Source organism: Plantactinospora siamensis (genome assembly GCF_042434095.1).
Lineage (GTDB): Bacteria > Actinomycetota > Actinomycetes > Mycobacteriales > Micromonosporaceae > KBS50.
Map to the genome: position 1 here is coordinate 229,455 of NZ_JBHLUE010000017.1, position 19,517 is coordinate 248,971.

The window sequence follows — 19,517 nt, forward strand, 5'->3', positions numbered from 1 at the left end:
CGGGCCGGCCTGAGAGCGCGGGGGAGGGGGAGGGGTGCGGATCGGCATCGTGTGCCCGTACTCGTTCGACATACCCGGCGGCGTGCAGAACCACGTGACGGACCTGGCCGAGGCCCTCATCGGGCTCGGCCACCGGGTGAGCGTGCTGGCTCCGGCCGACGAGGACTCCCCGCTGCCGGAGTACGTGGTCCCGGCCGGCCGCGCCGTGCCGCTGCCGTACAACGGGTCGGTGGCCCGGATCGCGTTCGGGCCGGTCTCCACCGCCCGGGTCCGGCGGTGGCTTGCCCGGGGCGCCTTCGACGTGCTGCACGTGCACGAGCCGTTGACGCTGAGCATCTCGATGCTCGCCGTGCTGTCGGCCCGGGGGCCGGTGGTGGCCACCTTCCACACCGCGATGACCCGGTCCCGCGCGCTGTCCGCGGCGCAGGGGCTCCTGCAACTCGTGCTCGAGAAGATCACCGCGCGCATCGCGGTGAGCGCGCTGGCCCGCCGGGTCCAGGTGGAGCACCTGGACGGCGGTGCGGTGGAGATTCCCAACGGGGTGGCCGTGGCGAAGTTCGCCGGGGCCGAGCCGCTGCCCGGGTGGCCGGGACCGACCGGCGCCGGCAGCGGGGGCGCGCTGGGCTTCCTCGGCCGGTTCACCGAGCCCCGCAAGGGCTTTCCGGTGCTGCGCGACGCGTTCGTCCCGCTCGCCCGAAACCGGCCCGGGCTGCGCCTGCTGGTGGCCGGTCCGGGGGACCCGGACGAGCTGTTCGCCGGCGTGCCGGCCGAGCTGCACGGCCGGATCACCCACCTGGGCCTGGTCAGCGAGGCGGACAAGGCGCGGATGCTGCGCAGCGTCGACCTGTACGTGGCCCCGAACACCGGCGGCGAGTCCTTCGGCATGATCCTCACCGAGGCGATGGCGGCCGGAACCCCGGTGGTGGCCAGCGACCTGGACGCGTTTCGCCGGGTCCTCGACGGCGGCCGGGCCGGGCGGCTCTTCCCGACCGGGGACGCCGCCGGGCTGCGGGCAGCCCTGGCCGGGCTGCTCGACGACCCCGCCGAACGGGACCGGCTGGCCGGCTGCGCCACCGAGGTGGTGTCCCGGTACGACTGGCCGGTGGTGGCCCGCCGGGTGCTGGAGGTGTACGAGACGGCCATCGAGGCCACCGACGGCCGGGTGGTGGACGCGGGGTGGACCGCCTCGCGCTGACCGGCGTCGCAGCCTGCTGACCTGCGTCGCCGCGCGGCGGGCCGGTCGGCCGCTATCGTGACGGCGAGCAGCCGTGCCGGGTACGCGCGGTGGCGCCGGGTCGGTGCCGGGGGGAGGCCGCACTACGATGCCGGGAATGTGGTGGGTGCTGGGGACGGTCGTGCTGGTGGCGTTCGGCGCGGCGTACCTCGGATGGACCTCGGCCCGGGTGGACCGGCTGCATCACCGGGCGGCCGCGGCGGGCCGGGCCCTGGACGCCCACCTGCTGCGCCGGGCGGCGGCCGCGGCGGTGCTGGCCGAGGAGCGGGGGTACGCGACGGAGCTGTACGCGGCGGCGCGGCTGGCGCTGGACGCCGAGCCGAGTGAGCGGGAGGCCGCGGAGAACGACCTCACCCGGCAGCTGCGGCGCACCGCGCTCCGGCTGGACGATCCGCCGGCCGCGGCCGTGGTGGCGGCCAGCCGGCGGCTGGCGCTGGCCCGGCAGGTGCATACCGACCTGGTGCGCGATGCGCTTTTTGCCCGTAACAGGCGGATTGTGAGGTTGTTCCGGATGTCCCGCCGGCACGACCGGCCGGGCTACTTCGACATCGATGATCCGACCCTTGCCGTCCAGCCGGACGTCCCGGTGCGCTGACCCTCGGGGTAATCCGCGCCACAGGGCAGGCCACCGGGGTCTCGATTGGCCGTCGGACGGTGTTCGGACGGAACGTAAAATCGTTCCTGCCAGCACATCGCTCCCAGCAGCGCAGTCATGCCCCCGGACAGAGTGAGGACACCGTGTCGGAGACCAACGCCCAGCCCGCCGCAAGCCCCGTCGTCGGCACCGCCCGCGTCAAGCGCGGGATGGCCGAGATGCTCAAGGGCGGCGTGATCATGGATGTGGTCACCCCGGAGCAGGCGAAGATCGCCGAGGACGCCGGCGCCGTCGCGGTGATGGCGCTCGAGCGGGTCCCGGCGGACATCCGGGCGCAGGGCGGCGTGTCCCGGATGAGCGACCCGGACATGATCGACGGCATCATCAACGCCGTCTCGATCCCGGTGATGGCCAAGGCCCGGATCGGCCACTTCATGGAGGCGCGGATCCTCCAGGCCCTCGGCGTGGACTACGTCGACGAGTCCGAGGTGCTCACCCCGGCCGACTACGCCAACCACATCGACAAGTGGGCGTTCACCGTGCCGTTCGTGTGCGGCGCCACCAACCTGGGCGAGGCGCTGCGCCGGATCACCGAGGGCGCCGCCATGATCCGGTCCAAGGGTGAGGCCGGCACCGGGGACGTCTCCAACGCCACCACGCACATGCGGAAGATCCGCCAGGAGATCCGCCGGCTGCAGTCGCTGCCCGAGGATGAGCTGTTCGTCGCGGCCAAGGAGTTGCAGGCGCCGTACGAGCTGGTCAAGGAGGTGGCCGCGGCCGGCAAGCTGCCGGTGGTGCTGTTCACCGCGGGCGGCATCGCCACCCCGGCCGACGCGGCCATGATGATGCAGCTCGGCGCCGAGGGCGTCTTCGTCGGCTCCGGCATCTTCAAGTCCGGCAACCCCGCGCAGCGGGCCGCCGCGATCGTCAAGGCCACCACCTTCCACGACGACCCCGACATGCTCGCCAAGGTCTCCCGGGGCCTGGGCGAGGCGATGGTCGGGATCAACGTCGAGGACGTCCCCCAGCCCCACCGCCTCGCCGAACGCGGCTGGTGAGCTGGAAGGAAGGGCCCCTTCTTATCGCTTCTGGTATAGGAAGGGCCCCCTGTTAACGCCTCCGGAGGGGGACCGTTGCAAAACCGTGAGCCGGTGATCGGGGTGCTGGCGCTGCAGGGCGACGTCCGCGAGCATCTGCGGGCGCTCGCCGAGGCCGGCGCCCAGGCCGTACCGGTGCGCCGGCCGGCCGAGCTGGACGAGATCGACGCGCTGGTGATCCCCGGCGGGGAGTCGACCACCATCAGCAAGCTGGCCGAGACGTTCGAGCTGCTCGACCCGATCCGCAAGCGACTCGCCGACGGCATGCCGGCGTACGGCTCCTGCGCCGGCATGATCATGCTGGCCGACCGGGTCCTGGACGGCCGGCCGGATCAGCAGAGCTTCGCCGGCATCGACATGACGGTCCGGCGCAACGCCTTCGGCCGCCAGGTGGACTCCTTCGAGGTGCCGGTGCTGATCGACGGGATGCCCGGCCCGGAGTTCGCCGCGGTCTTCATCCGGGCGCCCTGGGTGGAGGACCTGGCCGAGGGCGTCCAGGTGCTCGGCCGGGTGACCGAGGGGCCGGCGGCCGGGCGGGTCGTGGCGGTCCGCCAGGGCAACCTGATGGCCACCTCATTCCACCCGGAACTGACCGGCGACCACCGGGTGCACGCGTACTTCGTGGAGCTGGTCCGGAAGGCGCTGGTGGAGTCGGCGGACCGCCCCTGACGCCCGACGGGCCGACCTCGGTAGGATTGATGGGTTCGGCAGGGCCTTCTGCCCGCCACGGCTGTCCACCCCGCACCGACGGGGATCTCCGCGTGGAGTCGGCGGGTCGTGCGGTGCGGCCGAGGCAGACGGCGGGAAGCGACGGAGGTAGCAGATGTCCGGCCACTCCAAGTGGGCGACGACCAAGCACAAGAAGGCGGTCATCGACGCCAAGCGCGGCAAGATGTTCGCCAAGCTGATCAAGAACGTCGAGGTGGCGGCCCGGACCGGCGGCGGCGACCCGGCCGGCAACCCGACGCTCTATGACGCCATCCAGAAGGCCAAGAAGAGCTCGGTCCCGAACGACAACATCGACCGCGCGGTCAAGCGCGGCTCCGGCCTGGAGGCCGGCGGCGCCGACTGGCAGACCGTGATGTACGAGGGGTACGGCCCGAACGGCGTCGCGCTGCTGATCGAGTGCCTCACCGACAACCGCAACCGGGCCGCCACCGAGGTGCGCACCGCGCTGACCCGCAACGGCGGTTCGCTGGCCGACGCCGGCTCGGTGTCGTACATGTTCACCCGCAAGGGCGTGGTGATCGTCCCCAAGGGGGAGCTGTCCGAGGACGACGTGCTGATGGCCGTCCTGGACGCGGGCGCCGAGGAGGTCAACGACCTGGACGAGGCGTACGAGGTGGTGAGCGAGCCGGGCGATCTGCTGGCCGTGCGGTCGGCGCTGCAGGACGCGGGCATCGAGTACGAGTCGGCCGAGTCGTCGCTCATCCCCAGCGTCAACGTTCCGCTGGACGAGGACGGCGCGCGCAAGATCTTCAAGCTGATCGACGTGCTCGAGGACTGCGACGACGTGCAGAACGTCTACGCCAACTTCGACGTCTCGGATGAGGTCATGGAGGCCGTCGGCTAGTCACACGAGATATACGCACCTCCCGGATATATCCTTGTCCGGGAGGTGTTTCATGGCCAAGACCCTGCTGGACCTCGATGAAGACCTGTTGGCGGAAGCGACCGCCGCGCTCGGCACCGGGACCAAGAAGGAAACCGTGACCGAGGCCCTGCGGCAGGCGGTGGAGACCAGTCGCGAGCGACGTCAGCGAGCGCTTGCCGATCTCCAGGAGGTCGCCGATGAGGGTGGCTTTCACTTCGACCGGCTGGACGAGATCGACCAGTGAAGTACCTGATCGACACCAGCGCCCTGGTCCGGATGGTCCGCCGCCAGGTGGGCAACGAGTGGTTCGATCTGGCTTCTCGTGGACTGATTGCGATCTGTGACCCGGTGCTGGTGGAGACACTCACTATTGCGGATGCGAAGGCGTACGAGCGGGTCGAGCGGGACCTGCGGGACATCTATCCATGGGTTCCGGTGCCGGAGGATGCCTGGCAGCTCGTGCGGGTGGTGCGGCAGGAACTTGCCGGTCAGAGCGCACACCAGGGACTGTCCGTGGCGGATCACCTGTTGATCGCCACCGCGATCCGCCTGAAGCTGGTGGTGCTGCACCAGGACGCTGACTTTGAAACAGTGGCCCGGCTGGTGCCGCAACTGAAGCAGGAGCGGATCACCTAGCGGGTTTCTCGCGGGTCGAGTTGTCCAGGTGTCTCCTCAGACGTCTCCGACGAGGTCATGGAGGCCGTCGGCTGACCCGCCGCCACACCGGATCCACATAGACGGATCTCGGGCCGTGACGACGTACCGCCGACGGTTCGATATCGGCACGACGGACGTCGGGCCGTCGGCGTAGCCTGCCCGGGTGCTGACCCCCGACTACCCGATCCGGACCGCGCGGCTGGACCTGCGTCCCTTCGAGCCCACCGACCTGGCCGCGCTGCACGCCTACCGGTCCCGGCCGGACGTGGTGCGCTACCTCTACGAGGAGCCCGACGACGAGGCGGCCACCCGGGCCTCCCTGGAGCGCCGGCTGCGCCGCACCGCGCTGCGGACCGGTGGCGACGCGCTGAACCTGGCCGTGGTGGTCCGGGAGACCGGCCGGCTGGTCGGGGACGTCATGCTGGCGTGGACCAGCGCGGAACACCGGCAGGGCGAGATCGGGTACGTCTTCCACCCGGCCGCGGCCGGGCGCGGGTACGCCACCGAGGCGGCCGCCGAGATGCTGCGACTCGGCTTCGAGTGGCTGGGCCTGCATCGCGTCGTCGGCCGGCTGGATGCCCGGAACACCGCGTCGGCGCGAGTGCTGGAGCGGCTGGGGATGCGACGCGAGGCGCACCTGGTGCAGAACGAGTTCGTCAAGGGCGAATGGACCGACGAGGCGATCTACGCGCTGCTCGCGGCCGAGTGGCGGGCGGCGGACGGCGCCGCCGACGTGGCATCGGCGCCGGACCACGCGATCGAGGCGGCGCTGGCGGCGGACCGCGGGGTCGACGTGGCGCCGGCGGCGGACCACGGGGACGGTCTGGCGCTTGCGGCGGACCACGGGGACGATGTGGCGCCGGCAACAGTTCGGCCAGGTATATAAGCTGCTTCTATAAGTCGCTGATATAAAGGCCGGGTGACGACATCCCCGGCCGACCGCGCGGGCGAGCGGCCGGCGGCCGACGCCGAGCTCGACCAGCTGGCCAGCGACTTCGAGCGATTGATGCGGCTGCTCCGCCGGGCCACCGCTCCGGACGGGCTGAGCCTCACCGCGGCGTCGGTGCTGTCCCGGCTGGACGACCTCGGCCCGCACCGCCTCTCCGACCTCGCGGTCGCCGAGGGGGTGACCCAACCGGCCATGACCCAGCTGGTCTCGCGGCTGGAACGCTGCGGGTTCGCCGAGCGGGCCGGTGACCCGGCCGACGGACGGGTGGTGCTGGTACGCGCCACGGCCGCCGGGCGGGACCGGATCCGGGAGCGCCGCCGGGCGCGCGCGGCGAAGCTGCGGGAGCTGCTGGCCGGGCTGCCGGACGAGGACCGCGCGGCGCTCGAACGGTCGCTGCGCACGGTCGACCGGCTGGCCGGGCCGGCGAATGATCGACCGGCCGGCCGGGTCGGCGAACACGAGGGGGGAACGACGACATGAGCGAGCGCAGCGAGCTCATCAACGGGCGCAGTGCGGTGGAGTCTCATGGCGGCTCCGAGCGAAGCGAGGAGCCGACATGAGCACGAGCTTCGACGTGTCGGGCTCGCCCGGGCGCGGCGGCGCCCGGGGCGCGCTCGCGGGCGGCGCCGAGCATCCGCACTACAAGTGGGTGGCGCTGTCCAACACCACCCTCGGCACCCTGCTGGCCACCATCAACTCGTCGATCGTGCTGATCTCGCTGCCGGCCATCTTCAACGGCGTACACCTGGATCCGCTCGAGCCCGGAAACGTCAGCTACCTGCTCTGGATGCTGATGGGCTACATGCTGGTCACCGCCGTGCTGGTGGTCACGCTCGGCCGGCTCGGTGACATGTACGGCCGGGTACGGATCTACAACGCCGGGTTCGCGCTGTTCACCATCACCTCCATCCTGCTCTCCGTCGACCCGCTCGACGGCGGTGGCGGCGCGCTCTGGCTGATCGGCTGGCGGGTGCTCCAGGCGGTCGGCGGCTCGATGCTGATGGCCAACTCGGCCGCCATCATCACCGACGTGTTCCCGGCTCGGCAGCGGGGCACCGCGCTGGGCATCAACATCGTGGCCGGCATCGCCGGCTCGTTCATCGGACTGGTCCTCGGCGGCGTGCTGGCCGAGTGGAACTGGCGCTCGGTGTTCTGGGTCAACGTGCCGATCGGGATCGTGGGCACCATCTGGGCGTACCGGTCGCTGCACGACACGGGGTTGCGCCGGCCGGCCCGGATCGACTGGTGGGGCAACCTCACCTTCGCGGTGGGCCTGACCGCGCTGCTCGCCGGCATCACCTACGGCATCCAGCCGTACGGGGGACACACCATGGGTTGGACGAGCCCGTGGGTGCTCGCCGGCCTGATCGGCGGGGTGGCCATGCTGGTGGCGTTCGGTCTGATCGAGGCTCGGGTGGCCGAGCCGATGTTCCCGCTCAGCCTGTTCCGCATCGCCGCCTTCAGCAGCGGCAACGCGGCCGGTCTGCTCGCCTCGGTGGCCCGCGGCGGGCTCCAGTTCATGCTGATCATCTGGCTGCAGGGCATCTGGCTGCCGCTGCACGGATACAACTACGAGCAGACCCCGTTGTGGGCCGGCATCTACCTGCTGCCCTTGACGGTCGGTTTCCTGGTTGCCGGGCCGCTGGCCGGCGCGCTGTCCGACCGGTTCGGCGCGCGGTTGTTCGCGGCCGGCGGCCTGGTGGTGATGGCCGGGTCGTTCGCGGGGCTGCTGCTGATCCCCAGCGACTTCAGCTATCCGGTCTTCGCGATCCTGGTGTTCCTCAACGGCCTGGGCGGTGGGCTGTTCTCCGCCCCCAACACCTCACTGGTGATGTCCAGCGTCCCGGCCCGGCTGCGCGGCGCGGCCTCCGGGATGCGCGCGACGTTCCAGAACGCCGGCATGGTGCTGTCGATCGGGGTGTTCTTCTCGCTCATGGTGGCCGGACTCGCCTCGTCGCTGCCGGGCACCCTCGACTCCGGACTGACCGCCCAGGGCGTACCGGCGTCGGCGGCGCACACGATCGCCCAGCTGCCGCCGGTGGGCACGCTGTTCGCCGCGTTCCTCGGTTACAACCCGATGGCCGCGCTGCTCGGCCCCGCGCTGCTCGGCGCGCTGCCGGCGGCGAACGCGCACACGCTCACCGGGCGGCAGTTCTTCCCGCACCTCATCTCCGGCCCGTTCCACGACGGACTGGTGATCGTGTTCTGGCTGGCCATCGTCATGGCCCTGATCGGCGCGGTGGCCTCGCTGCTCACGCCGCGCGGCCGTCCCACCGACGAACCGGACCTGATCAGCCGGGAGGCCGAGCTGGCCGACGAGGTGGCGGCCGTACCGCTGTCGCCGGCGTCCCGGTCCGCCGGTCCGCTCGCCGGCGAGGCCGGCTGAGCCGTCGCCCAAGATGGACGGCGAGGATGCCCCGCAGCCCGCGCGGGGCGGACACCGGATCGCCGCCGCCGGCCGGGCGGTCTCAGGCCGGCCTCCGGGCCCGGAACGCGAGCATGGTGGGCACGGGTGACCCGCCCTCGGCGAACCGGTCGAGGGTCAGCCCGGCGGCCAGGACGCCGTGCAGCAGCTCCGGCAGCGGCCAGTGGCTGGCGCCGACCTTGTCCCGCAGCCCCTGCGAACTCCACGACTCCATCGTCCAGTGACCGTCCAGATAGCCCGGCCGGATGACCACGGCCGCCGGGTCGGTCCGGTCGGCGAACCCGCCGCAGAAGCACGGATGCACGCCCACGTGCACGAACACGCCGCCCGGCGCCAGCACCCGGGCCACCTCGCGGAGCACGTCCGGGTACCGGGGCATGTCGGTGTGCGCCATCACGGCGGTCACGGCCGGCAGCGAGCCGTCCCGGAACGGCAGCCGCGCCGCGTCGGCGCGGACGGCGGGCAGCCGGTCCCGGGCGTGCTGGAGCATGCCGGCCGACAGATCCGCGCCGACCGGCGTCCAACCGAGCCCGCGCAGCTGCGCCGCGTACTCTCCGGTGCCGCAGCCCACCTCCAGGCAGGGGCCGCGGCCCGGGCCCAGCAGCCCGGCCAGCGCCGTCCGGATCCCCAGCGGGTCCCCGGCGGCCCGCTGTGCGGTCAGGAACTCATGCTCGTACCAGTCCGCGATGCCGTCGTACGCCGCCCGCCCCGCCGCGGCCCCGGCTCGTGTCTGCTCCATCACCCCATTCGACCGGTACGCCGGCCGGGCCGCGACCCGGAACCGGCCGCGTTCGCCGCGGGCTGAAGACCAGCCACACCTCGCCCGAAAGTCGGGGTACACCGGCCAACCAGGCAGAATAGCAGCGTTGAGTGCTGACTGGTGAGTAAGTCCACAATCAGTGGGCGGCGGCGAGAAACGCCGCCTAACGTCGCTGAGGTCCGCAATCGCGGGCACCGAGGTCGGTAACGCCTAATCCATGCCGCCGGCCGTCGGGACCCAGTCAAGGGGCATGGAGCGGGGGACCCAACGTTCCTCGGTGCACGTCACCTCGGGGTGAAGCCGCCAACGGCGGCCGGGCAACTCGGCCCGAACCCGACAGCTCACCTCGTCGGCGTGGAGGGCAACCACATGGCAACGCAGTACACCGCCCGGCACCGCCGGGTCACCGCCCGTCGGGTCGCCGTCGGCACGCTGGCCGTCGGCGCCGTCACCGGCGTCGCGGCGCTGTTCGGCCCGGCCGCTCCGGCGAGCGCCAGCGTCAACTGGGACGCCATCGCACAGTGCGAGTCCGGTGGCAACTGGCACATCAACACCGGCAACGGCTTCTACGGCGGCCTGCAGTTCACCAAGGGCACCTGGGCCGGTTACGGCGGGACCAAGTACGCCTCGCGCGCCGACCTGGCCTCCCGCGGCGAGCAGATCGCGGTGGCCGAGAAGGTGCTTCGCGGCCAGGGCATCGGCGCCTGGCCGGTGTGTGGCAAGAAGGGCGGCTCGACCAAGCACTACAGCTCGAAGTCGTCGAGCTCCGGCTCCTCGTCGGACCACCGGTCGGAGCGGGCAGCCTCGCGCGGCACCGTGCGGCACGCGCCGAAGAGCACCGTGCGGCACGCGCCGAAGAGCACCACCCGGCACAGCGCCCCGGCCGGGACCACCGCGCGCCGGGCCGCGGCCACCGGTGCGTACGTCGTCAAGCCGGGCGACACGCTGTCCACCATCGCCGAGGTGCAGCGCGTCTCCGGTGGCTGGCACGCGCTGTACGAGGAGAACAAGCGGACGGTCGGTGGCAACCCCAACCTGATCTTCCCGGGTCAGCGGCTCAGCCTCTGATCGACAGCTCCACGGCACCACGCGGACGCCCGGCCGGTTCGGCCGGGCGTCCGGCATGTCCGGGCCAAATCGGCGCGGTCCGGCCGGCCTGCGGGCCGGGGCCGCAGGGACCCGGGTCCCGGCCGGCATAGGGTGGCCGGCATGGATCTGGCCGAGGCGCAGCGGCTCTGGGAGCCGGAACCGGGCTGGCTCAACACGGCGAGCTACGGCCTGCCGCCCCGACCGGCCTGGGACGCGCTGCAGGCGGCCCTGGCCGACTGGCGGGTCGGCCGTACCTCCTGGGAGGGCTGGGGGGCGGCGAGCGAACGGTCCCGGGCCATCTTCGCCGAGCTGATCGGGGTGTCCGCGGCCGACGTCACCCTCAACGCGACCGTGTCCGCGTTGCTCGCGCCGGTCGCGTCGGCGCTCCCGTCCGGCGCCGTGGTCCTGGCGCCGGAGATCGAGTTCACGTCGAACCTCTTTCCCTGGCTGGCCCAGGCGGATCGCGGGGTGCGGGTGCGGACCGTCCCGGCGCCACGGCTCGCCGACGCGATCGACGCCGGGACGCACCTGGTGGCGTTCAGCCTGGTGCAATCCGCGGACGGGTCGGTGGCGCCGTACGACGAGATCGTGGCGGCCGCCCGACGGCACGGCGCCCTGGTGGTGGTCGATGCCAGCCAGGCCTGCGGCTGGCTGCCGTTCGACGCGCTGGCGGCGGACGCGGTGGTGGTCGCGGCATACAAGTGGTTGATGGCCCCGCGCGGCGCCGCCTTCGGCTATCTCGCGCCCGCGCTGCGCGAGCGGCTGATCCCCTCGGCCGCCGGCTGGTCCGCCGGCCGGGAGGTGTCCGAGTCGTACTACGGGCCGCCGCTGCGGCTGGCCGACGACGCCCGGCGGTTCGACACCTCGCCCGCCTGGTTCAGCTGGGTGGGCGCGGCCCCGGCGCTCGACATCCTGCGCCGGGTGGGCGTGGCGGCGGTGCAGCGGTACGACGTGGGGTTGGCCAACCGGTTCCTGGCCGGCCTCGGCCGCCCGCCCGGAAACAGCGCCATCGTCAGCGTGGACCTGCCGGACGCGGCGGACCGGCTGGCCGCGGCGAACATCCGGGCCGCCGTGCGGGCCGGGCGCCTCCGGGCGTCGTTCCACCTCTACACGACCGTCGACGACGTGGATCGGGCGGTGGCCGCGCTGACCCGCTGAGCCGGTCCCGGTCGCCGCCCGGCTACCCCGGCCGTCGCCCCGGCTGGCCCGGCCGTCGCCCCGGCTACCCCGCCGCCTCGGCGGACCGGCGCGCCGGTCCGCGGGCGCCCCCGGCCCGCCCGGCGCCTCGGCCCGTCCGGCGCGGCCGGTCCGCCGCCCCGGGCCACCCCGGCCGCCGGCGCGGCCCGTCCGGCGCGCCGGTCCGCCGCCCCGGGCCACCCCGGCTGCCGGCGCGGCCGGTCCGGCCGGCGGCAACGCTCCCGTGGTGGCGGCCGGCCACATGCCGTCGGCCCGACCGGGGCGGCGCCCACATGCGGCGCGCCGAACCGGCTGGGGACCGAGCATCATCGATGGCTGGGCGGGCCGGCCAGCGGCCGGAGCATATCGACCCGGCACGAGAAGAGCGGCCCGAATGTGTGGCGCGGCCCCATGGCCCGGCCCGCCGGACTGCCCGTACCTTTCCCCAGACACGAGGCCGGTTGTGACCGCGGTCACCGCGGCGCTGGCCGTGCGGGCGGCGGAGGAGGGGAGGGGCGATGACCGATCAGGCGGCGCTGTCCGTACGCGGGCTCACCCGGGACTTCCGCGGCTTCCGGGCCGTGGACGGGGTGGACCTGTCGGTGGCGCCGGGCACCGTCCACGCGCTCGTGGGTCCGAACGGCGCCGGCAAGACCACGCTGTTCAACCTGCTCACCGGCTTTCTGCGGCCGACCGGGGGCCGGATCGAGCTGGGCGGGCGGGACGTCACCGGGCTGCCGCCGGAGCGGATCGCCCGGCTGGGCGTGGCCAGGTCGTTCCAGATCACCAGCCTCTTCCCGCAGCTGTCCGGACGCGAGCACGTGGAGCTGGCGTTGGCCAGCGGCAGCGGGCTCGGCTGGCGGTTCTGGCGCTCGGCCCGGCTGATGCGCCGGTACACCCCCCGGGCCGCCGAGCTGCTCGATCTGGTGGGCCTGGCCGAGGTGGCCGACGTGCCGGCCGAGGCGCTGGCCTACGGCCGCAAGCGGGCGCTGGAGCTGGCCATCGCGCTGGCCCTCGAACCGACGGTGCTGCTGCTGGACGAGCCGACCGCCGGGATGGGGCTGGAGGACGTGGACCGGACGGTCGACCTCATCCAGCGGGTCCGCGAGGGCCGCACGGTGGTCATGGTCGAGCACAACATGAGCGTGGTCGGCCGGCTCGCCGACACGGTGACCGTGCTGCAGGCCGGCAAGGTGCTGGTCGAGGGGCCGTACGAGCAGGTCCGGGCGGACCAGCGAGTGATCAGCGCCTACCTGGGCGAGCCTCAGCGCGCCGGGGGAGAGGCGTTAACAGGGGGCCCTTCCTCTACAAAAAGCGATAACAAGGGGCCCTTCCTTGCACCGGAGGAGGCGGCGGATGCTGCGGATCGATGACCTGTGGGCCTGGTACGGGGAGGCGCAGGTGCTGCGCGGGGTCGGGCTGCGCGTCGACGCCGGCGAGGTGGTGACGCTGGTGGGCCGCAACGGCGCCGGCAAGTCCACCCTGCTGCGCTGTGTGATGGGTCTGCACCCGGGGCAGCGCGGCACGGTGGAGCTCGAGGGCCGGGACCTGGGGCGGCTGCCGGCGCACCGCCGGGCCCGGCTGGGCCTCGGCTGGGTGCCGGACGACCGGGGCAGCTACGCCAGCCTGTCGGTGGCCGAACAGCTCACCCTGCCGCCCGCGGTCGGGCCGCAGCCGTGGCCGCTGGAGCGGGTGTACGACGCCTTCCCGATCCTGTACGAGCGGCGCGCCGCCCCGGCCACCACGCTCTCCGGCGGCGAGCAGCAGATGCTGGCGCTGGCCCGGGTGCTCCGGATGGGCGCCCGGCTGCTGCTCTGCGACGAACCCACCGAGGGGCTGTCCCCGCTGCTGGTGCAGCGGGTCGGCGAGATCCTCGGCGAGGCCAAGCGGCACGGGGTGACCGTGCTGCTGGTCGAGCAGAACCTGCACTTCGCCACGAGCGTCGCCGACCGGCACTACCTGCTGGCGCAGGGCAGCGTCGTCGAGTCGATGGACAACTCCGAGGTCCGCTCGCGGGAGGGCGAGCTGCTGTCGTACCTCGGAATTTGAACGATCCGATCGCAACCGCGAGCCGCGCGCCGAGCGCGGACCTGGAGGGATGACAGATGCGCGCAACCGCAACGCTTGCGGTGGTGTCCGCCACGGCACTGCTGGTCGCCGGCTGTGGCGGCGGCGGGCCGAAGGGCTCGGGGGACAGCAAGCTGACCGACGACAAGATCGTGCTCGGCGTGCTGAACGACCAGTCCGGCGCGTACGCCGAGCTGTCGGGGAAGAACTCGGTGAAGGCCGTGGAGATGGCCATCGCCGACTTCAAGGCCAAGTACGGCGACAAGGCCATCACCAAGAACATCACGGTGGAGAGCGCGGACCACCAGAACAAGCCGGACGTGGCCAACAGCAAGGCCGCGGAGATGTACGACCGCAAGGGCGTGGACGCGATCCTCGACGTGCCCACCTCGTCGGCCGCGCTCAAGGTGGCCGACGTGGCCAAGCAGAAGAAGAAGCTGTATTTCAACATCTCCGGCGCCACCACCGACCTGACCGGCAAGGCGTGCAACAAATACACGTTCCACTACGCGTACGACACGTACATGCTGGCCAACGGCACCGGCCGGACCACCACCGAGCAGGGCGGCAAGAGCTGGTACCTGCTCTACCCGAACTACGCCTTCGGGCAGGACATGGCCAAGAGCTTCACCGCGGCCATCAAGCAGGCCGGCGGCACGGTGGTGGGCCAGGACGGCGCGCCGTTCCCGAACGAGTCCGGCGACTACTCGACGTACCTGCTCAAGGCCCCGACCATCAAGCCGAAGCCGACCGTGCTGGGCACCATGCAGGCCGGCGCCGAGCTGGTCAACGTGGTCAAGCAGTACAACGAGTTCAAGCTGCGGGAGAAGGGGATCGGGCTGGCGGTCGGGCTGATGTTCCTCACCGACATCCACTCGCTCACCCCGGCCGCCCTGGAGGGCACGACCTACACCGACGCCTGGTACTGGAACTTCGACGCGCAGAACCGGGCCTGGGCCGACAAGTTCCAGCAGCAGACCGGGACCCGGCCGACGTTCGCGCACGCGGCCAACTACTCGGCCGCCATGCAGTACCTGGAGGCGGTGCAAGCGGCCGGCACCGACGACGCGGACGCGGTGGTCAAGCAGCTGGAGGGCAAGTCCATCGAGGACGTCTTCCTGCGGCACGGCAAGATCCGCGCCGAGGACCACCGGGTGATCCACGACGCGTACCTGGCCCAGGTCAAGCCGGCCGCCGAGGTCAAGGAGCCGTGGGACTACGTGAAGATCCTCAAGACCATCCCGGCCGACCAGGCGTTCCGGGCGCCGAGCAGTGAGTGCACGATGTCATGACCGGGTTCCTGCAGAACACGTTCAACGGGTTGGTGAGCGGGGCGTTCTACGCCCTGCTCGCCCTCGGGCTGGCGGTCATCTTCGGGATGCTGCGGGTGGTCAACTTCGCGCACGGCGCGTTCTACATGCTCGGCGCGTTCGGCGCGTACGTGCTGCTGACCGAGGCGGGCGTGCCGTTCTGGTGGGCGCTGGTCATCGTGCCGGTTGTGCTGGGCGTGCTCGGGATGGCGCTGGAGCGGGCGTTCATCCACCGGCTCACCCGGCTGGACCCGCTCTACAACTTCCTGCTGACCTTCGGCCTCACGCTCATCCTGCAGGACGCGGTGAAGTCGCGGTACGGAGTGCAGTCCAGCCCGTACCCGATGCCGCGCGAGCTGGCCGGGTCGGTCGACCTGGGGCTGTTCGACTTCCCGGCGTACCGGGTCTTCATCCTGGCCTTCGCGGTCGTGGCCTGCGTGGCCGTGTGGTGGCTGCTCGGGCACACCCGGGTCGGCATGGTGATCCGGGCCGCCACCGAGCGGCCCGAGCTGACCCGGGCGTTCGGGATCAACGTCGGTCGTTGGGTGACGCCGGTGTTCGGGGTGGGCATCGCGCTGGCCGGCCTGGCCGGCGTGCTGGCCGCGCCGATGCGCGCGGTCAACCCGTTGATGGGCGCCGACCTGATCATCGTGGTCTTCGCGGTCGTGGTGATCGGCGGGCTGGGCTCGATCTTCGGCTCGGTGGCGGTGGGCTTCGCCATCGGCCTGGTGCAGTCCTGGACCCTGGTCTACCTGTCCGACTATCCGGTGATCGGGCAGACCGTGGTCTTCCTGGTGATGGCCGCCGTGCTGCTGTGGCGGCCGGCCGGCCTGTTCGGCCGCGAGGAGGCGCCGGCATGACGCAGGCATCCACCGCATCATCGTTCCCGACCGACCCGACCGACCCGACCGACCCGACCGGCCCGGCCGCCGGGTCCGCCGGCGGCTCCGGCCCGGCCGCGCCGATCCCCGGCTCCGCGCCGGCCGGTTCCGTCCCGGCCGCCGGCTCCGCGTCAGCCGCCGGATCCGCGTCGGCCGCCGGGTCCGTGTCGGCCGCCGGGTCCGCTGCCGGTTCCGGCCCGGGCGGTGGTACGGGCCGGCCGTCGTCGGCCCTGATCGCCGCCGCGGCCGCGCCGCCCTGGCTCCGGTACGTGCTGCTGGCGGTCGGCCTGGTGGTGCTGCTGTGGCTGCCGAACGGGCTCTATCCGGCGGTGGCCGTGGACATCCTCTGCTGGGGGCTGTTCGCGGTGGCCGTCGATTTGCTGCTCGGCTTCACCGGGTTGATGTCGTTCGGCCACGCCGCCTTCTGGGGCGGCTCGGCGTACGTCACCGGGCTGGTGGCCGTACACCTCGGGTTGCCCTTCCCGGCGGCGGTGCTGGCCGGCGCCCTGGCCGCGGCGCTGCTGGCGGTGCCGATCGGCTATCTCGCGGTCAAGCGGACCGGCATCTACTTCGCGATGGTGACGCTGGCCTTCGCCCAGATGGTGTACGCGATCGCCAACGTCTGGCGCGGGGTGACCGGCGGCGAGAACGGGCTGCAGAGCATCCCGCGCGAGCTGGGCGGGCTGGACCTGTCGGACGAATACTACTTCTACTACGCGGCGCTGCCGATCGTGCTCATCGGGCTGTTCCTGGCCTGGCGGGTGGTGCATTCGCCGTTCGGTCGGGTGCTGGTGGGGATCCGGGACAACCCCGCCCGGGCCCGCGCGCTCGGCTACCCGGTGCACCGCTACAAGCTCATCGCGTTCGTGCTGTCGGCGTTCCTGGCCGGGCTGGGCGGGGGCCTGTTCGCGGTCGGGCACCAGTTCGTCTCGCTGGACGTGCTGCACTGGACCACCTCAGGCCAGGCCGTGATCATGGTGGTGCTCGGCGGCATCGGCACGCTCTGGGGCGGCGTGCTCGGCGCGGCCATCCTGGTCCGGTTGTCGGACTGGCTGTCGTTCTCCGGCTTCGAGGAGATCGGGCTGGTCACCGGCGGCATCTTCGTGCTGGTGGTGCTGCTGTTCCGGCGCGGCCTCTGGGGCACCGTGGCCCTGCTCGCCCGCCGCTGGCTGTCCCGCCGCGCCGGCTGATCCTGCTGGCCGCAGATCTTGGAATTTTGGTGCCCTGGAGGGGGCACCAAAATTCCAAGATCTCCCCCGTGCGTGCCCGTCAGGAGATGCGGCGGCGGACGCGGTGGACGGCGTACCACAGGAGCAGGGCGGCGAGCGCCACGTAGATCCCCGTCTCGATCCACTGGAACGTCCAGAACCGCCCGACGGGCTGCACCAGCCACTGGTTGTACGCGCCCGCACCGAACTCGCGCAGGCACCGTCCCTCGCCCGGCGGGCAGCCGACCTGCCCGTCGCCCACCAGCAGGGTGCCGTCGGCCCGGTGCACGCCCATGCTGACGATCCAGTCGCCGTGCAGCCGGTTGAGTTCCCGGGGCTCGGTGATCAGCTCGGTGATCCGTCGCGCCGGTAGGAACCGCGGCCGGGCCAGCGCGGCGATCCCGACCCGGACCACGAGGAACGTCACCAGGGTGGCGGCCATGGCCGGCAGCCCCTTGCGCCAGAGCGCGCCGGCGGCCGTGCCGAGGGCCACCGCGAACAGCGTGTAGGCCGCCGGCACGATGCCGCGCTGGTCGAAGAAGAGGTAGTTGAAGCCCCGTCCGGTCGCCCGGGCCAGCGGGTCGATCCACCAGGTGGAGAGCGCGGCGAACGCGCCGGCGAGGGCCAGCGTGACCGCTCCGACCAGGCCGAACTTCACCAGCGCCCACCGCCGCCGGGTGATCCCCTGGGTCCAGACCAGCCGGTGGGTGCCCTGCTCCACCTCCCGGGCCACCAGGGGCGCCCCGAAGAACAGTCCAACGAACAGCGGCAGCATCGTGAACAGGATCGCCAGCACGCCGGTGACGGTCTCGTACCGGTCGGAGAGCTGGCGCGCGAGCCCGACGCAGTTCGCCACCGTGTAGTCGCCCTGCGTGCCCGGCGGCGGAGCGGTGACGCCGATCTCGGCGCCGGTGACCTTCGGCAGGCAGCTCGGCAGGCCGGCGTCGGCGAAGGCGTGCCGCATGCGCAGCCCGGTCACCACCATGACGGCCGCCACGGCCGCGAAGCAGAGCAGGGCGACCAGGAACTGGACCCGGTGCTGCCGCCAGGCCAGCCAGATCATCGGGCCACCTCCAGCCCGTTGCGGCCCGGACCGGGCAGGGCGCCCACGGACGGATCGGCCAGGTAGGCGAGCACGAGATCCTCCAGCGTGACGTCGCTGACCGTCCACGCCGGATCGGCGACCGGCCGGTCGGTGCGGACCAGCAGCGTGGTCTGCCGGTCGGTGTGGCTCTCCCGGACCACCGTGCCCACGTCGAGGCCGGCGAGGTCGGCGCGGCGCGGCCCGACCAGCAGGCGGTGCTCGGCCAGCAGCGCGTCCACGTCGCCGAGCACCTGCACCCGCGCGGCCTGCAGCACGATCAGGTAGTCGCAGACCCGTTCCAGGTCGCCCAGCAGGTGCGAGGAGAGCAGTACGGTGCTGCCGTGCTCGGCCACCGCGCCCATCAGCGCCTGCATGAACTCGCGCCGGGCCAGCGGGTCGAGGCTGGCCACCGGCTCGTCCAGCAGCAGCAGCTCGGGCCGCTTGGCCAGGGCGAGGGCCAGCGCCACCTGGGCCCGCTGGCCGCCGGACAGCTTGCCGACGCGGCGGTCGAGCGGGATCCGGAGCTGCCCGAGCCGCTCCCGCGCCAGCTCGGCGTCCCAGCTCCGGTTGAGCCTGCCGCCCATCGTGATCAGGTCCGTGGCCGTGAAGTCGCGGTACAACGGGGTGTCCTGGGCCACGAACCCGACCCGGGACAGCAGGTCCGGGTCGTCGCCGGGGGAGCGGCCGAGCACCCGTACCGTCCCCGCGTCCGGCCGGAGCAGCCCCACCGCGAGGTGCAACAGGGTGGTCTTGCCGGCGCCGTTCGGCCCCACCAGCGCGGCCACCCGGCCGGCCGGCACGGTGAGCGAGCAGTCCCGCAGCGCCCAGTCCCGGCCGTACCGCTTGCCCAGGCCGGTTGTTTCGAGTGCGGTGGTCACGCTATTCCCTCCTGAAATCGACCGCCGTGGAACGTCGTACGCAGCGTGGTCTCGACCAGCGCGACCACGTCCTCCTCGCTGAGTCCGGCAGTGTGCGCGCGGCGCAGCCACGCCTCCAGGTCGCGGCGCAGGTGCTTCTGCGCCGCGAGCGAGGGGCCGGCCAGCGAGCGCCGGACGAAGGTGCCGACCCCGGGTCGGCCTTCGACCAGACCCTCGATCTCCAGCTGCCGGTACGCCTTGAGCACCGTGTTCGGGTTGATGGCCAGCGACTCGGCGACGTCCCGCACCTTGGGCAGCTGGTCGCCGGACTCGGCGAGCCCGGTGCGCAGCGCCTGCTTGACCTGCTGCACGAGCTGCAGGTAGGTGGCCGCCTTGGAGTGCCCGTCCAGATGGAATTCGATCAAGGATCGAGCTCCCGTCCTGTCGTCTTTAACTACGGTAGTAAGACAATAGCTTTATGGGGCTGGGTGGTCAATCCGCCCGGGCCGCATCCGGGCCGGGTCCGCCGGACGA

20 protein-coding genes, 1 pseudogene and 1 riboswitch are annotated in these 19,517 nt (G+C 72.5%); of the genes and pseudogenes, 17 read left to right on the forward strand and 4 right to left on the reverse strand.

Translation table 11 applies throughout. The annotated features are described in order from the left end of the window. Positions 1-34: 34 nt before the first annotated feature. From ACFFHU_RS21550 to ACFFHU_RS21595, 10 genes are all read left to right on the forward strand, one after another. The gene (locus ACFFHU_RS21550; protein ID WP_377341608.1) at positions 35-1,195 is read left to right on the forward strand and encodes a glycosyltransferase family 4 protein; all 1,161 of its coding nucleotides are present in this window, start codon (positions 35-37) and stop codon (positions 1,193-1,195) included. A gap of 127 nt (positions 1,196-1,322) precedes the next feature. Further along, on the forward strand, positions 1,323-1,829 hold the full coding sequence (locus ACFFHU_RS21555) for a hypothetical protein (protein WP_377341610.1): 507 nt from the start codon (positions 1,323-1,325) through the stop codon (positions 1,827-1,829). Positions 1,830-1,972: 143 nt separating this feature from the next. Continuing rightward, a complete protein-coding gene (pdxS, locus tag ACFFHU_RS21560) occupies positions 1,973-2,887 on the forward strand; it encodes a pyridoxal 5'-phosphate synthase lyase subunit PdxS (protein WP_377341612.1) in 915 nt (304 codons plus the stop codon). Between the two features lie 75 nt (positions 2,888-2,962). Continuing rightward, complete coding sequence (pdxT, locus tag ACFFHU_RS21565; RefSeq protein WP_377341614.1) at positions 2,963-3,595, forward strand: pyridoxal 5'-phosphate synthase glutaminase subunit PdxT; 633 nt, start codon at positions 2,963-2,965, stop codon at positions 3,593-3,595. Positions 3,596-3,749: 154 nt separating this feature from the next. Continuing rightward, positions 3,750-4,499, forward strand: a complete 750-nt coding sequence (locus tag ACFFHU_RS21570; RefSeq protein WP_377341616.1) for a YebC/PmpR family DNA-binding transcriptional regulator — start codon at positions 3,750-3,752, stop codon at positions 4,497-4,499. A 52-nt stretch (positions 4,500-4,551) separates the two neighbouring features. Then, complete coding sequence (locus ACFFHU_RS21575) at positions 4,552-4,764, forward strand: type II toxin-antitoxin system VapB family antitoxin (protein ID WP_377341618.1); 213 nt, start codon at positions 4,552-4,554, stop codon at positions 4,762-4,764. After that, positions 4,761-5,156, forward strand: coding sequence for a PIN domain-containing protein (locus tag ACFFHU_RS21580; RefSeq protein ID WP_377341620.1), 396 nt, complete (start codon positions 4,761-4,763; stop codon positions 5,154-5,156). The genes ACFFHU_RS21575 and ACFFHU_RS21580 overlap by 4 nt, the downstream gene beginning before the upstream one ends. A gap of 184 nt (positions 5,157-5,340) precedes the next feature. Then, positions 5,341-6,063 carry a GNAT family N-acetyltransferase gene (locus ACFFHU_RS21585; protein WP_377341622.1) on the forward strand — a complete coding sequence of 241 codons (723 nt, stop codon included), beginning with the start codon at positions 5,341-5,343 and terminating at the stop codon, positions 6,061-6,063. Positions 6,064-6,096: 33 nt separating this feature from the next. Then, positions 6,097-6,606, forward strand: a complete 510-nt coding sequence (locus tag ACFFHU_RS21590; protein WP_377341624.1) for a MarR family winged helix-turn-helix transcriptional regulator — start codon at positions 6,097-6,099, stop codon at positions 6,604-6,606. Between the two features lie 76 nt (positions 6,607-6,682). Beyond that, positions 6,683-8,512, forward strand: coding sequence for an MFS transporter (locus tag ACFFHU_RS21595; RefSeq protein WP_377341625.1), 1,830 nt, complete (start codon positions 6,683-6,685; stop codon positions 8,510-8,512). An 82-nt stretch (positions 8,513-8,594) separates the two neighbouring features. Here ACFFHU_RS21595 and ACFFHU_RS21600 read toward each other — a convergent pair whose 3' ends face one another. Then, positions 8,595-9,290, reverse strand: coding sequence for a class I SAM-dependent methyltransferase (locus ACFFHU_RS21600; RefSeq protein ID WP_377341627.1), 696 nt, complete (start codon positions 9,288-9,290; stop codon positions 8,595-8,597). A gap of 218 nt (positions 9,291-9,508) precedes the next feature. Then, positions 9,509-9,680, forward strand: a riboswitch (cyclic di-AMP (ydaO/yuaA leader). Between ACFFHU_RS21600 and ACFFHU_RS21605 the strand changes: the two genes are divergently transcribed. The 7 genes and pseudogenes from ACFFHU_RS21605 to ACFFHU_RS21635 all read left to right on the forward strand — a co-directional run bounded on the left by ACFFHU_RS21605 (position 9,681) and on the right by ACFFHU_RS21635 (position 17,024). Continuing rightward, positions 9,681-10,379: a transglycosylase family protein gene (locus tag ACFFHU_RS21605; RefSeq protein ID WP_377341629.1), complete on the forward strand. Its 699-nt coding sequence runs from the start codon at positions 9,681-9,683 to the stop codon at positions 10,377-10,379. It abuts the riboswitch before it with no gap. Positions 10,380-10,520: 141 nt separating this feature from the next. Next, on the forward strand, positions 10,521-11,558 hold the full coding sequence (locus tag ACFFHU_RS21610; RefSeq protein ID WP_377341631.1) for an aminotransferase class V-fold PLP-dependent enzyme: 1,038 nt from the start codon (positions 10,521-10,523) through the stop codon (positions 11,556-11,558). Positions 11,559-12,094: 536 nt separating this feature from the next. Beyond that, positions 12,095-12,850: pseudogene (locus ACFFHU_RS21615) on the forward strand (ABC transporter ATP-binding protein); the annotation flags it as partial. Positions 12,851-12,932: 82 nt separating this feature from the next. Beyond that, positions 12,933-13,625, forward strand: coding sequence for an ABC transporter ATP-binding protein (locus ACFFHU_RS21620; protein WP_377341633.1), 693 nt, complete (start codon positions 12,933-12,935; stop codon positions 13,623-13,625). A gap of 56 nt (positions 13,626-13,681) precedes the next feature. Next, positions 13,682-14,935, forward strand: coding sequence for an ABC transporter substrate-binding protein (locus ACFFHU_RS21625; protein WP_377341634.1), 1,254 nt, complete (start codon positions 13,682-13,684; stop codon positions 14,933-14,935). Continuing rightward, a complete protein-coding gene (locus ACFFHU_RS21630; RefSeq protein WP_377341636.1) occupies positions 14,932-15,813 on the forward strand; it encodes a branched-chain amino acid ABC transporter permease in 882 nt (293 codons plus the stop codon). The genes ACFFHU_RS21625 and ACFFHU_RS21630 overlap by 4 nt, the downstream gene beginning before the upstream one ends. Next, entirely contained in the window at positions 15,810-17,024 is a 1,215-nt protein-coding gene (locus ACFFHU_RS21635; protein ID WP_377341638.1) for a branched-chain amino acid ABC transporter permease, read from the forward strand. Before ACFFHU_RS21630 ends, ACFFHU_RS21635 begins: the two co-directional genes overlap by 4 nt. A gap of 79 nt (positions 17,025-17,103) precedes the next feature. Here ACFFHU_RS21635 and ACFFHU_RS21640 read toward each other — a convergent pair whose 3' ends face one another. From ACFFHU_RS21640 to ACFFHU_RS21650, 3 genes are read right to left on the reverse strand one after another with little or no spacing between them, the layout of a single operon-like run. After that, complete coding sequence (locus tag ACFFHU_RS21640; RefSeq protein WP_377341640.1) at positions 17,104-18,105, reverse strand: ABC-2 membrane transporter-related protein; 1,002 nt, start codon at positions 18,103-18,105, stop codon at positions 17,104-17,106. Continuing rightward, positions 18,102-19,004, reverse strand: a complete 903-nt coding sequence (locus ACFFHU_RS21645; RefSeq protein WP_377341641.1) for an ABC transporter ATP-binding protein — start codon at positions 19,002-19,004, stop codon at positions 18,102-18,104. Before ACFFHU_RS21645 ends, ACFFHU_RS21640 begins: the two co-directional genes overlap by 4 nt. Beyond that, positions 19,001-19,408 carry a GntR family transcriptional regulator gene (locus tag ACFFHU_RS21650; RefSeq protein ID WP_377341643.1) on the reverse strand — a complete coding sequence of 136 codons (408 nt, stop codon included), beginning with the start codon at positions 19,406-19,408 and terminating at the stop codon, positions 19,001-19,003. The genes ACFFHU_RS21645 and ACFFHU_RS21650 overlap by 4 nt, the downstream gene beginning before the upstream one ends. Between the last annotated feature and the right edge of the window lie 109 nt (positions 19,409-19,517).

What these genes read in the sequence shown, in the direction of transcription:
- ACFFHU_RS21595 (WP_377341625.1), top strand. Translation starts at nt 6,683, where the DNA reads ATGAGCACGAGCTTCGACGTGTCGGGCTCGCCCGGGCGCGGCGGCGCC.
- ACFFHU_RS21640 (WP_377341640.1), bottom strand. Translation starts at nt 18,105, where the DNA reads ATGATCTGGCTGGCCTGGCGGCAGCACCGGGTCCAGTTCCTGGTCGCC.
- ACFFHU_RS21575 (WP_377341618.1), top strand. Translation starts at nt 4,552, where the DNA reads ATGGCCAAGACCCTGCTGGACCTCGATGAAGACCTGTTGGCGGAAGCG.
- ACFFHU_RS21630 (WP_377341636.1), top strand. Translation starts at nt 14,932, where the DNA reads ATGACCGGGTTCCTGCAGAACACGTTCAACGGGTTGGTGAGCGGGGCG.
- ACFFHU_RS21635 (WP_377341638.1), top strand. Translation starts at nt 15,810, where the DNA reads ATGACGCAGGCATCCACCGCATCATCGTTCCCGACCGACCCGACCGAC.
- ACFFHU_RS21600 (WP_377341627.1), bottom strand. Translation starts at nt 9,290, where the DNA reads ATGGAGCAGACACGAGCCGGGGCCGCGGCGGGGCGGGCGGCGTACGAC.
- ACFFHU_RS21570 (WP_377341616.1), top strand. Translation starts at nt 3,750, where the DNA reads ATGTCCGGCCACTCCAAGTGGGCGACGACCAAGCACAAGAAGGCGGTC.
- ACFFHU_RS21605 (WP_377341629.1), top strand. Translation starts at nt 9,681, where the DNA reads ATGGCAACGCAGTACACCGCCCGGCACCGCCGGGTCACCGCCCGTCGG.
- ACFFHU_RS21625 (WP_377341634.1), top strand. Translation starts at nt 13,682, where the DNA reads ATGCGCGCAACCGCAACGCTTGCGGTGGTGTCCGCCACGGCACTGCTG.
- ACFFHU_RS21620 (WP_377341633.1), top strand. Translation starts at nt 12,933, where the DNA reads ATGCTGCGGATCGATGACCTGTGGGCCTGGTACGGGGAGGCGCAGGTG.
- ACFFHU_RS21610 (WP_377341631.1), top strand. Translation starts at nt 10,521, where the DNA reads ATGGATCTGGCCGAGGCGCAGCGGCTCTGGGAGCCGGAACCGGGCTGG.
- ACFFHU_RS21555 (WP_377341610.1), top strand. Translation starts at nt 1,323, where the DNA reads ATGCCGGGAATGTGGTGGGTGCTGGGGACGGTCGTGCTGGTGGCGTTC.